Below are 14533 nucleotides of genomic sequence, written 5' to 3'. Positions count from 1 at the left end.
CCCGTGGCCGCCTGCCGGAGAGGAATCCGGCACAGATGACCGCAACGCCGATGCTGGATACCTACCGCGAAGTGGTCACGCCGGAAGGCGTGCCGTTGCAGCTGCGTGCCGCCGGTCCACTGCCGCGTGCGCTGGCCTGGCTGATTGATTTCGCGATCCGCGCGGCCGTGCTGATCGTGCTGGCCTTCCCGCTGGCACTGCTGGATGAGTTCGGGCGCGGGCTGCACCTGGCGCTGATGTTCCTGCTCTACTGGGCCTACACCATCGTGCTGGAAGCGATCTGGGGCCAGACCCTGGGCAAGCGGGCGATGGGCCTGCGGGTGATCGCCCGCGATGGGGCACCGGTGGGCTGGAGCGGATCGGTCACGCGCAACCTGCTGCGCACCGTGGACATGCTGCCGTTCGGCTACGCGCTGGGCCTGCTCAGCAGCCTGTTCGATGCAAATGGACGGCGGCTGGGCGATCTGGTCGCCGGCACGCTGGTGGTGCATGGCGATGCGCGCATCCGTGCGCCGGCCGCCACCATCGACAGCGCGCTGCCGCCCCCGGTTGCGCTGCAACCGCAGGAACAATCGGCGGTGATCGCCTTCGCCGAGCGCGCCCCGCTGCTGGCACCGGCCCGCCAACAGGAACTGGCAGCCATCGCCAGCCCACTGACCCAAGCCAACGGGCAGGTCGGCGTGCTGCGCCTGTATGCCATGGCCAACTGGTTGCTGGGACGGCGATGAGACAGGAACAGTTCGTCAGCCGTTACCAACCCGAATGGCAGGCCCTGGAAGCCTGGCTGGAGCAGCGTGCGCACCTGGGCCGCCGTCGTCGCGCGCGTGCGCCGGTGGATCCTGCGTTGCCGGCCGATGCGGAGTTCCCGCAGCGCTACCGGCGCCTGTGCCAGCAGCTGGCGCTGGCCCGCCAGCGCGGCTACAGCCCGCAGCTGGTGGAACACCTGCAGCAGTTGATGCAGCGCGGCCACACGCTGCTGTACCGCACGCCGGCATTTCGTTGGCGCGGTGTGCTGGAGTTCCTGCTCGCCGATTTCCCGCAGCTGGTACGCAGCCAGGCCACGGTGATGTGGGTGGCGCTGGCCTTGTTCGCGGTACCGCTGGTGGGCAGCTTCGTGGCCGTGCAGCTGCGGCCGGACCTGGTCCACCTGTTGATGGACAACGCACGCCTAGCGCAGGTGGAACGCATGTACGACCCGTCATCACCCAACCTGGGCCGCGACAGTGGCACCGACTGGATGATGTTCGGCTACTACATCATGAACAACATCAGCATCGGCCTGCGCACCTTCGCCAGCGGCCTGCTGGCCGGTGTCGGTACGGTGCTGGTGCTGCTGTTCAACGGCATCACCATCGGCACGGTGGCCGGGCACCTGCAGCACGTCGGCCACGGCGATCCGTTCTGGCGCTTCGTGGTGGGCCATGGTGCCTTCGAACTCACCGCGATCGTGATCGCCGGCGGCGCAGGCCTGCAGCTCGGCCTGCGGCTGGTGGCGCCCGGGCGCAAGCGCCGCCTGGATGCGCTGGTGGAAGGCGGACGGATCGGCGCACGGCTGTGCCTGGGCATCGCTGCGATGCTGCTGGTGGCCGCCTTCATCGAAGCATTCTGGTCATCCATCGCCAGCATTCCGGCCTGGGGCAAGTACAGCGTCGCTGCGGTGCTGTGGACGCTGGTCCTGCTGTGGCTGTGGCGCGGTGGCCGCGGGGGTGCGCATGCGGATTGACCAGCTCAACGTAGCGCTGCGCGTCCGCAGCAGTTGGGAGGCGATGGAACTGGGCATGGCGCTGGTACGCCGGCAGCCGCGCGCGGCGTGGGGCGCCTGGTTGCTGGCCAGTGCGCCGCTGTTCGTGCTGTTCAATGCACTGGCGTGGTGGCACGGCGATGCCTTTGGCTGGGCGTGGCTGCTGCTGTGGTGGTGCAAGCCGGCGTTTGATCGCGTGGTGCTGTATGTGCTCTCACGCGATGTATTCGGCGAACCGGTCACCGCGTGGCAGGCATTGCGCGCGCAGCGCCTCTGGGGCGTCAGCGGGTTCTGGGGTTATCTTGGCTGGCGGCGCTTCAGTCCGGTACGCAACGTGTGCCTGCCGGTGAACCTGCTGGAAGGCGCCGACGCGCCGCTGCGCAGCCTGCGCCGGCGTGCGGTGCTGAGCGCGGCGGCCGGTCCGTCGATGCTGCTCACGCTGCTGTGCCTGGGCTTCGAAGCGGTGCTGGTGATCGGCGCGCTGTCGGCGATCTTCCTGTTCGTGCCGGTGGAACTGTTGAGCGATTCCTGGCGCGCGGCGTGGGAACTGGTGCGGCAGGACACCCCGGCCTGGGCGAAATTTGGATTGAATGGCGTGTTCTGGCTGGTCGCCAGCGTGATCGGGCCGTTGCATGTCGGGGCGGGCTTCGGCCTGTATCTCAACCGCCGCACGCAGATGGAAGCATGGGACGTTGAAATCAGCTTCCGCCGCCTGCGCGAGCGCCTGCAGCAGGCCGCGCCGTTGCTGCTGCTGGTGCTGCTGTTCTCGCTGCCGGGGGCATACGCACCGGTGCACGCGCAGGACACCCCGCAGGACGTGGCCGACGACGCGGCAGCGTCAGCCGAAGAAGAAGAAGAGGCAGAAGCAGAAGAAGAGACGCTTTCGCCGATCGATCCCGACGACACGCCGGCTGGCATCTTCGGTGATGCACCGGTCGACACCGCCGGCTTCCGCCAGGCCGTGCAGCGCGCGTATGAAGACCCGCTGCAGAGTCCCACGCGGGAGGTCACGGAGTGGAAAACACGTGAACCCGAGGACGAAGCCGAGCGCAAGGAACGCGAGCGGCTGAAGCGCGAAACCGACGCAGGGAAATCCAAAGAGCTGGTGGGATCGGCCGCGAAGATGGTCGCCCTGGCGATGGAATGGGGACTGTGGCTGCTGCTCGGGGTGCTGCTGCTGATCCTGCTGCTGACCGCGCGGCGCTGGCTGCCGTGGCTGCGCGGATCCGGCCGGCGCAAGGCCGCCGCCCCCGGCGCGCTGATCGAAGATTCGATCACCCCGCCTGAGGTGGTGCCGCCCGACGTGGCGACCCGCGCGCGCCAATTGTGGGATCGCGGGCTACCGCGCCAGGCACTGGCCCTGTTGTACCGCGCCAGCGTGGGGACGGTGGTCGACCGCAGCGGCGTGGTAGTGCCGCCGGGCGCCACCGAAGCGCAGGTGCTGCGTGCATCGCGCCGCATGCCCGACGCGCGCGACCGCGAACTGTTCGGCGCCATCGTGCGCATGTGGCAGTACGCCGCCTACGGCAACCGCCTGCCCTCGCGCGATGCCTTCCAGGCACTGGCTGACAGCCTGCAGGCGCAGTACCGGTGGCCGGCATGAAGGCGCGCGTGCTGTGGCCGTTGTTGATCGGCCTGGCGGTGCTGGTCAGCGTGCCGCTGGTGGTGTGGTTCCTGCGTACCCATGAGCAGGTGAGCAGGACCGAAACGCTGCCGCCGCAGGGCGAGGCCAGTTACAACCCGTTGTACGTGCTGGGCCAGGCGCTGCGCGCCGATGGCCTGCAGGTGCAGGCACGCGCGCGGCTGGACATGGCAGCGATGTCTCCGGCCGCCGGCGATACCGTGGTGCTGCTGCAGGACAGCGGCGAACTGCCCGCACCGGAAGTGGCCGCACTGCTGGCCTGGGTCCAGCGCGGCGGCCATCTGCTGGTGCGCACGCCGCCTACCGGCGAGGATGACAAGCGTCAGGAACCGGCCCTGCTGCAGGCGCTGGGCGTGGGCAGCCTGGGCTTCGGCAGTGCGTGCCAGCCGTTCCAGGTGGAAGGCGAGGACCGCCACCGGGAGTTCTGCAGCGGACGCCGTTTCGACGTCAGCGATGCGGCCTACGCCAACGTGCAACGCGAGTGGGGCAACGAAGACGGCTACGTGTTTGCCCGCATCGGTCACGGCCGCGGCGTGGTGGATGTACTGGCGGACATGGAGTTCATGAAGGGTCAGACCGACACCAACTCCTTCCTGCCGGCCGCGTTGCGCCCGAACGGGATTCAGACCGCCGCTGTCGACGGCCTGCACGACCGTCCGCACCGCGACCTGACCCGCTACCTGCTGCAGCCGAACTACGGCAAGGGCACGATGTGGCTGGTGTACGCCAGCCGGCCGCCGTCGCTGTGGGCGCGGATGTTCTTCGAGGGTTGGCCGGTCTGGCTGCCGCTGTTGTTGTCCCTGCTGGGCGGGCTGTGGATGCGCTCGCAGCGCTTGGGCAGTGAACTGCCCTCGCCGCTGGCCGAACGCCGATCGCTGCTGGAACACGTGCGCGCCAGCGGCGAACTGCTGCTGCGCCAGCGCCAGGGCCCGCGTCTGCATGCCGCGGTACGTGGGCTGTTCCTGCGCCGGCTGCAGGCGCGCGCGCCGATCGCCGCCGCACTGGAAGGCGCCGCCCAGGAACATGCCATCGCCACCCTGCTGCAATGGCCAGCCAGTCGCGTGCACACCGCGCTGGCCGCGCCCGCTGCCAACGACCTCACCGCCCTGAAAGAGCGGATTGCCCTCCTGCTGCAGATGAGACGCCTGCTATGACCGAACTGGAAAACACCCCTACGACCCCGCCACCGCTGGGTGGACCTTCGCCGGTTGCCGGTGACCTGGTCGAACGCGTGGACGCGATCCGCGAAGCGGTCGGCCATGCCTTCATCGGCCAACAGGACGTGCTGGACCAGATCCTGATCGCGCTGCTGGCCGGTGGCCACGTGCTCATCGAAGGCGTGCCCGGACTGGGCAAGACGCTGCTGGTGCGCGCGCTGGCACAGGCGCTGGAGCTGGACCACGGCCGGGTGCAGTTCACCCCCGACCTGATGCCAAGCGATGTCAGCGGCCATGCGGTGTACGACCCCAAGAGCGAGAGCTTCAAGATCCGCCGCGGACCGGTGTTCACCAACCTGCTGCTGGCCGATGAGATCAACCGCGCGCCGGCCAAGACCCAGTCGGCGCTGCTGGAAGTGATGCAGGAAGGCCAGGTCACCATCGAAGGCAAGTCCTTCCCGCTGGCACCGCCCTTCATGGCGCTGGCCACGCAGAATCCGGTGGAGCAGGAAGGCACCTACCCGCTGCCGGAAGCGCAGTTGGACCGCTTCCTGCTGAAGATCATCATCGATTACCCGGCGCTGGAGGAAGAGAAGCGCATGGTCGATGCAGTCACCACTGGCCGCAGCGCCAGCGACTTCGACCTGCAGCGGGTGCCGCGGGTGCTCAGCGCCGGCGAAGTGGTCGCGCTGCAGCAGGCCACGGCCGCCATCACCGTGGATGCCGAAGTGATCGACTACGCGGTGCGGATCGTCGCCGCCACCCGGAAATGGCCGGGCATCGCACTCGGCGCGGGGCCGCGCGGCAGCATCGCGCTGGTGCGTGCAGCGCGTGCACAGGCGCTGTTGTCCGGACGCGATTTCGTCACCCCCGACGACGTGCGCGATATCGCACGCCCCGCACTGCGCCACCGCATCGCGCTGGCACCGGAGCTGCAGATCGAAGGCCAGGATGCCGACGATGTGCTTTCGGCCCTGCTGGCCAAGGTGGACGCGCCGCGCCGATGAGGCCTGCCCTGCCCCTGCTGTGGCTGCTGCTGGCCTGGGCCGGCGTGGGTGGTGCGGTGCTGGCCGGCTGGCTGCCGCGCTGGGGCTGGTGGGCGCTGCTGGCGATTCTGCTGTTGCTCGGGCTGGCCGACCTGCTGCGGCTGCGCCGGCTGCCCTCGCCACGCGTGCAGCGGCACATGCCCGAATCGCTGGCGCTGGACGTGCGCCGCGAGGTGCAGCTGAGCCTGGAGGCCGAGCAGCCGGTGCGGCTGGAGGTGTTTGATCTGGTGCCCGGTGGGTGGCACAGCGAAGGCCTGCCGCGACGGCTGCGCCTGCGTGACGGCGTTGCGACCACGCTGGCGTACCACGTGCAGCCGTCGCAGCGGGGCGCGTTCCGCTTCGATGGCGTGCAGCTGCGCCTGCAGTCGCCGTGGCGATTGTGGACGCAACGGCGCACCGTGCCGCCTGCACTCGATGTGCGGGTGTTCCCGAACTTCGTGCCGCTGACCCGCTTTGCCTTGTTCAGTGCCGAACAGGCCTCGCGCATGGTCGGCGCGCACCTCAAGCGCCGGCGCGGTGAAGGCACCGATTTCCACCAGATGCGCGAGTACCGCATCGGTGACAGCCTGCGCCAGATCGACTGGAAAGCCACCTCGCGCGCGCGCCGGCTGGTATCGCGCGAGTACCAGGACGAAAAGAACCAGCAGATGCTGCTGATGCTCGATACCGGCCGCCGGATGATGGCCAGCGACGGCGGACTTTCGCACTTCGACCAGGTGTTGAACGCCGCGCTGGTGCTGTCTTACCTGGCGCTGCGGCAGGGCGACGGCGTCGGCCTGCATGCCATTGGTGGCGAGCCGCGCTGGGTGGCCCCCAAGCGCGGCATGGGCACCATCGACGACCTGCTGCGCGCCAGCCATGACCTGCAGCCACAACCGGTGGCGACCGACTACCTGGCGGCCGCCACCCGGCTGTCGGTGCTACAGCGGCGGCGCGCGCTGGTGATGCTGGTGACCAACGTGCGCGATGAGGACATCGAAGACCTGCTGGCGGCGGTGAAACTGCTGCAGCGGCGCCACCTGGTGTGCGTGGCCAGCCTACGCGAACAGGTACTGGACCAGGCCCTGCTGCAACCGGTGGACGAGACCACCGATGCCGCCCATGCCGGTGCTGCGGCGATGTACCTGGAACAGCGTGCGCAGGCGCATGATGCGTTGCGCAGCCATGGCGTGATGGTGCTGGATGTCACCGCCGAAGCCCTGCCCGGCGCGCTGGTGGAGCGCTACCTGTCGGTCAAGCGCGACGGCCTGTTGTAAGCGGTAGTGACGGCCGCTGGCCGTCAATCACGTACGACGCCTCGCCGCCGCGCATGGCTCGGCGCTACCGGATTCCAGCCCGGCCCCGGTGAGTCATGCCAGCCCGGCCTTGGTGGGTGACGACCGTTGGTCGTCACCGCGTTGGATCAGACGTAGATCTGCGTCGGCGCTTCATCGATGATCGCGTGCGGCACGAAACGCGCACTGTCACGGGTGATCGCGCTGTCATCCTCGCGGATGCCGATCCCGCAGGCGTGGTCGCCGATCACCCAGCTGCCGATCAGCGGATAACCGCCTTCGAAACGGGTCAACGGATGCGCCTTCTGCAGGACCGCCGGGCCATCGTAGGGCCCGTCGCTGCGCTGCACGCTGCCATCGTCCAGGTGCATTTCGATGTTGGCGCCTTCGCGTGAGAACAACGGCTTGCGGACCCAGCCGGCGCCCAACGTGCGGCCGTTGTCGAAGTGCGATTCCAGCAGGTTCGGGTGTCCGCGATGACGCTCCCACAGCAAGGGCAGGATGCCCTTGTTGCTCAGCACCGCCTTCCAGGCCGGTTCCAGCAGCTGCACGCCGGAAGCCGGCAGCGCGCGGCCGAATTCCTCGGCCATCAGGTCTTCCAGCGGATACAGCTTGAACAGCGTGCCGATCACCGTGTCATCCAGCGCGGTGAAGCGCCCATCTTCGGAGAGTCCGATGTCTTCGATGGCGATGCCCTGGCCGTGCAGGTTGGCCTGCGCAGCGCAGTCCCGCAGGTATTCCACCGTGCCCACGTCTTCCTGCGAACTGCCCACGGCGCTGAAGAACAGCGGCGGCGGCAGCTTGGCGGCGAGCTCACCGAAACGCTCCACCAGCGCTTCATGCAGGGCGTTGAACTGGTCGGCGTGCTGCGGCAGGCGACCGGCATTGCGCTGGTCTTCCAGCCACTGCCACTGGAAGAAGCTGGCTTCGAACAGCGAGGTCGGGGTGTCGTAGTTCAGTTCGTACAGCTTGGCCGGGCCGCTGCCGTCATAGGCCAGGTCCAGGCGGCCGTACAGGTGCGGCTGGCGCTGGCGCCAGCTGTTGGCGATCCAGTCGCGGTAATGCGCCGGGATCGCCAGCTTGTCCATCAGCGCATCGGACGCCACGACCTCGTCGACCAATGACAGCGCCATCTGATGCAGTTCGGCGCTGGGGTCTTCGATGTCCTGTTCGATCTGGCGCAGGGTGAAGGCGTAATACGCCGTTTCATCCCAGTACGGCTGGCCGTCGATGGTGTGGAAGCGGAAGCCGGCTTCTTCGGCACGAGCGCGCCACTGGGCGCGCTCGGCAATGCGCACACGCTGCATCGATCAGCCGCCGAAGCTGCCGCCGCTACGGCGCGCACTGGTGCTGCCGAAGCCGGCACGGCTGGCGGTGGTGGCGCGGTTCGGCACGTTGCTGACCGGGGCCAGGCCGGCCTTGCCGGCGCCGATGCCGCTGGCCGTGTTCAGCCCGCCGCTGCCACCGGGGGCCGCGCGCGCCCAGCCGGCGCTCTTGTCCTGGTAAGCGGGGCTGGCGGCGGCCGGCTGCTGGGCCAGGCCGGCACGTCCGCTGTTCATCATCTGCGACATGAAGAAGCCCATCATCATCGGACCGATGAACGAAGTGCCTGCCGAGGTGCGCTGTTCCACGCACTGCTCCGGCTTGTAATCGGCTTCGCAGGCCGCCTTGTCGGCGTACTTGGGCGCGGCATCGGCAGACTGCCGCTGCGCCTCGGCAAAGGCAGTGCGGCACGACGACGGATCGCCGGTGGCCTCGGTACAGGCCTGCACGGAGGTATACAGCCCTTCCTGCACCTGCACCGGTTCGTCCTTCTGGCAGGCGGTGAACAGCAGCGGTGCGGCGCTCATCAACAGCAGCGCGGTGGTGCGGGAACGTTTCATGGCCTCATGCCTCATGCGGATCAACCCGCCAATGATGCCGCATCAGCGCCGGCAACCAAAGTCGGCAAAGCAGGCAAGATGAACGGCGGGTCAGATCGGCTGGCCCGGTGGTTGCAAACGCAACCGGAAAAATTGGGCATCATCGGGAGACACCCACGTCGTACGGCCCGCCCGTTACTGCCAGCCCATGCCCGAGTACCGTTCCCGCACCTCCACCGCCGGCCGCAACATGGCTGGCGCCCGCGCCCTGTGGCGTGCCACCGGCATGAAGGACGGCGACTTCCACAAGCCGATCATCGCCATCGCCAACTCCTTCACCCAGTTCGTGCCCGGCCACGTGCACCTCAAGGACCTTGGCCAGCTGGTGGCGCGCGAGATCGAACAGGCCGGCGGCGTGGCCAAGGAGTTCAACACCATCGCGGTGGATGATGGCATCGCCATGGGCCACGACGGCATGCTGTACTCGCTGCCGAGCCGCGAGATCATCGCCGACTCGGTCGAGTACATGGTCAACGCGCACTGCGCCGATGCCGTCGTCTGCATTTCAAACTGCGACAAGATCACCCCCGGCATGCTGATGGCCGCGATGCGCCTGGACATCCCGGTGATCTTCGTTTCAGGCGGCCCGATGGAAGCGGGCAAGACCAAGCTGTCCGAACACAAGCTGGACCTGGTGGATGCGATGGTGATCGCTGCCGATGACAGCGCGTCGGACGAAAAGGTCGCCGAGTACGAGCGCAGCGCGTGCCCCACCTGCGGTTCGTGTTCGGGCATGTTCACCGCCAATTCGATGAACTGCCTGACCGAAGCGCTGGGCCTGTCGCTGCCCGGCAACGGCACCACGCTGGCCACCCACGCCGACCGCGAGATGTTGTTCCGCCGCGCGGGCCGGGTGATCGTGGAACTGTGCCACCGATGGTATGGCGGCGAAGACCCGCGCGCCCTGCCGAGCGGCATCGCCACCGCAGCGGCGTTCGGCAATGCGATGACGCTGGATATCGCCATGGGCGGTTCGACCAACACCATCCTGCACCTGCTGGCGGCCGCCCAGGAAGGCGGCGTGGACTTCGATTTGACCCATATCGATGCGCTGTCGCGGCGCGTGCCGCAGCTGTGCAAGGTGGCCCCGAACACGCCGGAATACCACATCGAAGACGTGCACCGTGCCGGCGGGGTGTTCGGCATCCTCGGCGAACTGGACCGTGCCGGGCTGCTGGATACCTCGGTGCCGACCGTGCACAGCCCCTCGCTGGCCGACGCGCTGAAGCGGTGGGATGCCACGCTCACCGATGACGCGAAGGTGCATGAGTTCTTCGCCGCCGGGCCGGCCGGCATTCCCACCCAGGTGGCTTTCAGCCAGGCCACGCGTTGGCCGTCGCTGGACCTGGACCGTGCCGAAGGCTGCATCCGTTCGCTGCAGCACGCCTATTCGCTGGAAGGCGGGCTGGCGGTGCTGCGTGGCAACCTGGCAGTGGACGGCTGCGTGGTGAAGACCGCCGGCGTGGACGAGTCCATCCATGTTTTCGAGGGCAACGCTCGCGTATTCGAAAGCCAGGACGCGGCGGTGGCTGGCATCCTCGCCGATGAGGTGAAAGCGGGCGATGTGGTGGTGATCCGCTACGAGGGGCCGAAGGGCGGACCGGGCATGCAGGAGATGCTGTACCCGACCAGTTACCTGAAATCGAAGGGTCTGGGAAAACAGTGCGCGCTGCTGACCGACGGCCGCTTCTCAGGCGGCACTTCGGGCCTGTCGATCGGGCACGTTTCGCCCGAAGCGGCCAGCGGCGGGGTGATCGGGCTGGTGCACGACGGTGACCGCATCCGCATCGATATTCCCGCCCGCGGCATCCACCTGCTGGTGGATGAGGCCACACTGGCGCAGCGCCGCGCCGACGCCGATGCACGCGGCTGGAAGCCACTGCAAGCACGCCCGCGCAAAGTCACCAGCGCGTTGAAAGCCTACGCGCTGCTGGCCACCAGCGCGGACAAGGGCGCCGTGCGTAACACCGCCCTGCTGGACTGACAAGGGGCGCGAGCACGGTAGCGCCGAGCCAGGCTCGGCGAGCGCAGAGGAAGGCAGAAGCGTGTCGACCAACGGTCGTCACCTACCGAAGAAGGAGCATGGCGGCCAGCGGCCGTCACTGCCGACAGCCGTGGTAGCGCCGAGCCATGCTCGGCGAGCGCAGAGGAAGGCAGAAGCGTGACGACCAACGGTCGTCACCTACCGAAGCAGGTGATCGCCTCCTTCCACCGCCGGAGCATGACGGCCAGCGGCCGTCACTACCCACAGCCAGGCCCTCCATCTCCTTTTCTCTACTGTCCCTGTTTCGCAGCGCGCCACGCAGGTACAAAGGCAGCGAGCTGCCCAATCAGGATGACCGTCACTCCACCCGTGACCAGATATAGCGGCCCTATGCGCGGAACCTCGTAGTGTAGGGCGACAAGCAAATTGATGCCCATTGCCGCTGCCGTGCCGACCAGCGTGCCCGCTGCTGTCAGCATCAGGTTCTCAATCAGGAAGTAGGCGATGACATCGATCCTCCGCGCTCCAAGTGCGCGTCTTATGGCAATCTGAGGATAGCGTCGACGTACCCAGAAGCTGGATAGACCGTAGATACCGGTAGCGGTCACCAGCAGCAGAGCAAGCGAAGCACTGAGAAACATCACGGCCATGATCTGGTCGTGCCGAAGATAGTCTGTCCTCATCTCCTGGAACGTGCTGCTCCTCGCGATGCTACGGCGAGGATCGCGTTGCAACAGCTTCTCACGCACCAGTGCCACTACGCCGCCCGATACGCCCGGAGCCACGCGGATGGCGAACATGACTCGGCTTGTATCGGGAATGAGCGGCAAGATGAGCGACAAGCCGTCGTCACCATCTTTCCGGAACACTGGCCGCGCAAGCCTTCTTACAATTCCGACAACGCGTATCGGGTACCGGGCATCAGCATAGATGAACCTGCCAACCGCACTGCTGCCAGGAAACATCCGAGCCGACAGATCCTCGGTAAGAATCACTTCGGACACCCCATGCAGACCTGCATATTCCTCTCTCGAACGCATGGAAACAAACGCCTCAGGCGAAAAATCCCGGCCCGCGGTCAGTTCGAGCCCAAGCAGGCGAACCGCGGGACTCGACACTGCATAGACTGACGGCTCCGCTTCGATTATTCCGTCAATCTGATCGCTTTCAATCGGCTTGTTCGTGAAACCAGCGATCCAGTTGCGTTCTGACAGAGGAAGAGACCCTGTCGCCAATGCGTCTATAACACCAGGGACGCGGCGCAACGTCTCAATGTCCTCAGCGATAGCTACGGACGGGACCGCCAGGGGATCACTCACGAACTCGCCTTCAACTACCAAGAGGCCTTCGTCCTGCATCCCGGTCGCATGGCTCAACGAGGAGACTCTGTCCATCAGAAGAGACATCAGATTTGCCACGCACGCCATGGCTACGAGCACCTGCATGAATAAAAGAAATGCCGTGATCCGATTGCGTCGCAGCGATCGTGCGATCAAGGAAACCTGGTTGAAAATCATTCAGCCACCTTGATCTGCATCGCAACGCGTCCCGAGGTCGCGCGCATGGCAGGTAACAGCGCAGCAAGCAGGCTTGAGACCAACGCAAGCATGAAAATTGGGAGGATAAGTCCCGGTCCCAGACGTATCAGCGACGCATAGTCTTCGGGTTGGCTGCGGACCAGAGCAACGCCCAGCCAGGCAACGAGCAGACCGATAATCCCGCCGAAGAAGCCTATGATCGCCGTCTCACTCAATAGCTGGGCGATTATGTCGATGCGCCGAGCCCCCAGAGCGCGACGGATGGATATCTCATGGCTCATGCCAACGAACCGGGCAAAAATCAGTGCACTCATGTTGAGCAGAGACACTCCCAGAAAAGCGATGCTTAGAGCGAGCTGCAATTTGACATCATTCGGCACGATCCGCCGTTCAGTCAGGTACTCCCGAAGACTTGGCAGCCGTGGCGGAACAAATCGTTCAAGGCGACCGACGCGGACCTGAGCGTGAAGATAGTTCTCCAGGAATCGGACGTAGTCTGCCTTTTCTGCATCATCTCCGAGCTGCACCCAGAACTGCAGCCACGAAGATCGGGAGTCTTCCAGGCTGTTACTCGCGACCGCGTCGGACCAAGAGAAGATGCTGCTCGCCACGTTGAGGTCTAGATCTACCGCCAGCGCCAGGGGAACGAAAAAATCCTCTGATCCGCTGAAGGCGTCCTGCTGAAGATCAGTGTGGAATCGCGGGCGCGGCTCCCACTTGTCGGCTATGCCGATAACGGTGAAAGAGTGTCCCCCCAGTCTGATTGAGTCACCGATCCGGGACCTATTGAACCCTACCCTCGCGGCCAGTGAACGACTCAGAACCACGACCCGGGCACGGTTGCCCTCTTCGGCCGATGTCCATGCGCGACCGGCCACCAGATCTATCCCAAACATATCAAAGACGCTGGTAGTGGCGTACTGTCCACGTGCGAAGAAAGGAACTGGCACACCCGTTTGACTGTCGACGAGCAGCCTGCCGGAAGCAAGCGCTGCCTGTTGGTACCCCGGCCCCTGCTTGAGCAGTGCTCGTGCATCCAGCCAGGTCATGGCAACCCGTGGATCCCTTCCAGCACGTACTGGATACGACGAAGGGAGGATATCCAGAACAGGATGAAAAAGGTGCCCGCTGCGTCCCGGCAACGGATCCCAGGACATGGTGTAGACCACAGTAATCATCATCATGCTGGCTCCGACGCCCAGGCCAAGCCCCAGCATCAGTGCAATGCTCATGCCTTTGGTTGCCAGCAAGCGTCTATACGCCAGCGTGAGGTAATAAGTGATCACGATCTACTCCAACAGATCAATGGAGAAATGCAGCGGACGTCGGTACAACGTCCACCGGCTCCACTGAAAGCCACGCGGTGGCTGCTGATGTATGAAGGTTGCGTCATGGATGGTGGCGTTCGCTCTTCTGCCTAGCACCCACCCTCATTACTCCACGCCCTCGATGGTGTTCGCAAGCGCGTCGCTGTGGCCTGCACAGCAGGAGATTTGCAGCTGCATGTTCGTCGTCTCCACCAGCTCTACTGCAGGACGTCGCGGCTGACCTTTGACTGGCTCAGTGCGATCTCAAACACTGTCGATCACGCTTGCCACCGCTTCATGGAGATTCCTTTGGACTGGGACGCCGGCACACTGGCTGCACGAATACGCTCGGTGAGAATAGACCGTGGTTTTTCGCAGACCGATCTCGCTACTGCCTTGAACGTCAACCGCTCGACGGTTGGCCACTGGGAGCGCGAGCACGGCTTCACGCCATCGATCGTCCATCTTCACCGTTTGAGCCAGGTCATGAATGTCAGCCTCTCGTGGTTGGCAGAGGGCCGACATGCGGGCACTGGTGCGGGAGTGGGGGGAGCGAGGGCATCCCTCGAGTGCAGGTTACTGTCTTCGTCCAGGAATCTTCCACTCACCGTCGTTGCCAACGTCGTGACATTGATGGAGAGCGCCGAAACGCTTCTTTAGATGCTCCGAACTGCTGACGAACACAGCCCTTTGCGGCAAGTCCCAGGGATGGCAGAGTGCCACCGACAAGGGTGCCGTGCGCAATACCGCGCTGCTGGACTGACGAGGAGCGAGCACGGTAGCGCCGAGCCATGCTCGGCGAGCGCAGCGGAAGGCAGAAGCGTGACGACCAACGGTCATCACCCACCGAAGAAGGAGCATGGCGGCCAGCGGCCGTCACTGCCGACAGCCGTGGTAGCGCCGAGCCATGCTCGGCGAGCGC

12 protein-coding genes are annotated in these 14533 nt (G+C 65.9%); 8 read left to right on the top strand and 4 right to left on the bottom strand.

All coding sequences use genetic code 11. The features are described 5' to 3' along the window. Positions 1–35 precede the first annotated feature (35 nt). The 6 genes from H9654_RS12605 to H9654_RS12580 are packed head-to-tail and all read left to right on the top strand — an operon-like array spanning position 36 to position 6842. Positions 36–728 carry an RDD family protein gene (locus H9654_RS12605; RefSeq protein WP_225212043.1) on the top strand — a complete coding sequence of 231 codons (693 nt, stop codon included), beginning with the start codon at positions 36–38 and terminating at the stop codon, positions 726–728. Continuing rightward, complete coding sequence (locus H9654_RS12600; RefSeq protein WP_191771115.1) at positions 725–1723, top strand: stage II sporulation protein M; 999 nt, start codon at positions 725–727, stop codon at positions 1721–1723. The genes H9654_RS12605 and H9654_RS12600 overlap by 4 nt, the downstream gene beginning before the upstream one ends. Beyond that, positions 1713–3344 (top strand): DUF4129 domain-containing protein, encoded by a 1632-nt coding sequence (locus H9654_RS12595; protein ID WP_191771114.1) that lies wholly within the window; start codon positions 1713–1715, stop codon positions 3342–3344. Before H9654_RS12600 ends, H9654_RS12595 begins: the two co-directional genes overlap by 11 nt. After that, positions 3341–4537: a DUF4350 domain-containing protein gene (locus H9654_RS12590; protein ID WP_191771113.1), complete on the top strand. Its 1197-nt coding sequence runs from the start codon at positions 3341–3343 to the stop codon at positions 4535–4537. The genes H9654_RS12595 and H9654_RS12590 overlap by 4 nt, the downstream gene beginning before the upstream one ends. Then, on the top strand, positions 4534–5547 hold the full coding sequence (locus H9654_RS12585; protein WP_225212042.1) for an AAA family ATPase: 1014 nt from the start codon (positions 4534–4536) through the stop codon (positions 5545–5547). Before H9654_RS12590 ends, H9654_RS12585 begins: the two co-directional genes overlap by 4 nt. Then, entirely contained in the window at positions 5544–6842 is a 1299-nt protein-coding gene (locus tag H9654_RS12580) for a DUF58 domain-containing protein (RefSeq protein ID WP_191771112.1), read from the top strand. The genes H9654_RS12585 and H9654_RS12580 overlap by 4 nt, the downstream gene beginning before the upstream one ends. Positions 6843–6988: 146 nt before the next feature. Here H9654_RS12580 and H9654_RS12575 read toward each other — a convergent pair whose 3' ends face one another. Continuing rightward, positions 6989–8167 (bottom strand): glutathionylspermidine synthase family protein, encoded by a 1179-nt coding sequence (locus tag H9654_RS12575; protein ID WP_191771111.1) that lies wholly within the window; start codon positions 8165–8167, stop codon positions 6989–6991. 3 nt (positions 8168–8170) lie between these two features. After that, on the bottom strand, positions 8171–8743 hold the full coding sequence (locus tag H9654_RS12570) for a DUF1190 domain-containing protein (protein WP_042613210.1): 573 nt from the start codon (positions 8741–8743) through the stop codon (positions 8171–8173). A gap of 187 nt (positions 8744–8930) precedes the next feature. On the opposite strand from H9654_RS12570, the gene ilvD reads away from it, so the two are divergent. Further along, positions 8931–10766: a dihydroxy-acid dehydratase gene (gene ilvD, locus H9654_RS12565; RefSeq protein WP_191771110.1), complete on the top strand. Its 1836-nt coding sequence runs from the start codon at positions 8931–8933 to the stop codon at positions 10764–10766. Positions 10767–11056: 290 nt separating this feature from the next. Here the strand turns inward: ilvD and H9654_RS12560 are convergent, their stop codons facing one another. Beyond that, on the bottom strand, positions 11057–12283 hold the full coding sequence (locus tag H9654_RS12560; RefSeq protein WP_191771109.1) for an ABC transporter permease: 1227 nt from the start codon (positions 12281–12283) through the stop codon (positions 11057–11059). Continuing rightward, positions 12280–13590, bottom strand: a complete 1311-nt coding sequence (locus H9654_RS12555; RefSeq protein WP_191771108.1) for an ABC transporter permease — start codon at positions 13588–13590, stop codon at positions 12280–12282. The genes H9654_RS12560 and H9654_RS12555 overlap by 4 nt, the downstream gene beginning before the upstream one ends. Before the next feature lie 318 nt (positions 13591–13908). On the opposite strand from H9654_RS12555, the gene H9654_RS12550 reads away from it, so the two are divergent. After that, positions 13909–14271: a helix-turn-helix domain-containing protein gene (locus H9654_RS12550; RefSeq protein ID WP_191771159.1), complete on the top strand. Its 363-nt coding sequence runs from the start codon at positions 13909–13911 to the stop codon at positions 14269–14271. The last annotated feature ends 262 nt before the right edge of the window (positions 14272–14533 follow it).

The organism is Stenotrophomonas lacuserhaii, assembly GCF_014836545.1.
Classification (GTDB): domain Bacteria; phylum Pseudomonadota; class Gammaproteobacteria; order Xanthomonadales; family Xanthomonadaceae; genus Stenotrophomonas; species Stenotrophomonas lacuserhaii.
Note: the sequence above shows the minus strand (reverse complement) of the source record. Positions and strands in the feature narration are given on the sequence as shown.

Coding starts and splice junctions, on each gene's coding strand:
- H9654_RS12605 (WP_225212043.1), top strand. CDS start 36: ATGACCGCAACGCCGATGCTGGATACCTACCGCGAAGTGGTCACGCCG.
- H9654_RS12600 (WP_191771115.1), top strand. CDS start 725: ATGAGACAGGAACAGTTCGTCAGCCGTTACCAACCCGAATGGCAGGCC.
- H9654_RS12595 (WP_191771114.1), top strand. CDS start 1,713: ATGCGGATTGACCAGCTCAACGTAGCGCTGCGCGTCCGCAGCAGTTGG.
- H9654_RS12590 (WP_191771113.1), top strand. CDS start 3,341: ATGAAGGCGCGCGTGCTGTGGCCGTTGTTGATCGGCCTGGCGGTGCTG.
- H9654_RS12585 (WP_225212042.1), top strand. CDS start 4,534: ATGACCGAACTGGAAAACACCCCTACGACCCCGCCACCGCTGGGTGGA.
- H9654_RS12580 (WP_191771112.1), top strand. CDS start 5,544: ATGAGGCCTGCCCTGCCCCTGCTGTGGCTGCTGCTGGCCTGGGCCGGC.
- H9654_RS12575 (WP_191771111.1), bottom strand. CDS start 8,167: ATGCAGCGTGTGCGCATTGCCGAGCGCGCCCAGTGGCGCGCTCGTGCC.
- H9654_RS12570 (WP_042613210.1), bottom strand. CDS start 8,743: ATGAAACGTTCCCGCACCACCGCGCTGCTGTTGATGAGCGCCGCACCG.
- ilvD (WP_191771110.1), top strand. CDS start 8,931: ATGCCCGAGTACCGTTCCCGCACCTCCACCGCCGGCCGCAACATGGCT.
- H9654_RS12560 (WP_191771109.1), bottom strand. CDS start 12,283: ATGATTTTCAACCAGGTTTCCTTGATCGCACGATCGCTGCGACGCAAT.
- H9654_RS12550 (WP_191771159.1), top strand. CDS start 13,909: ATGGAGATTCCTTTGGACTGGGACGCCGGCACACTGGCTGCACGAATA.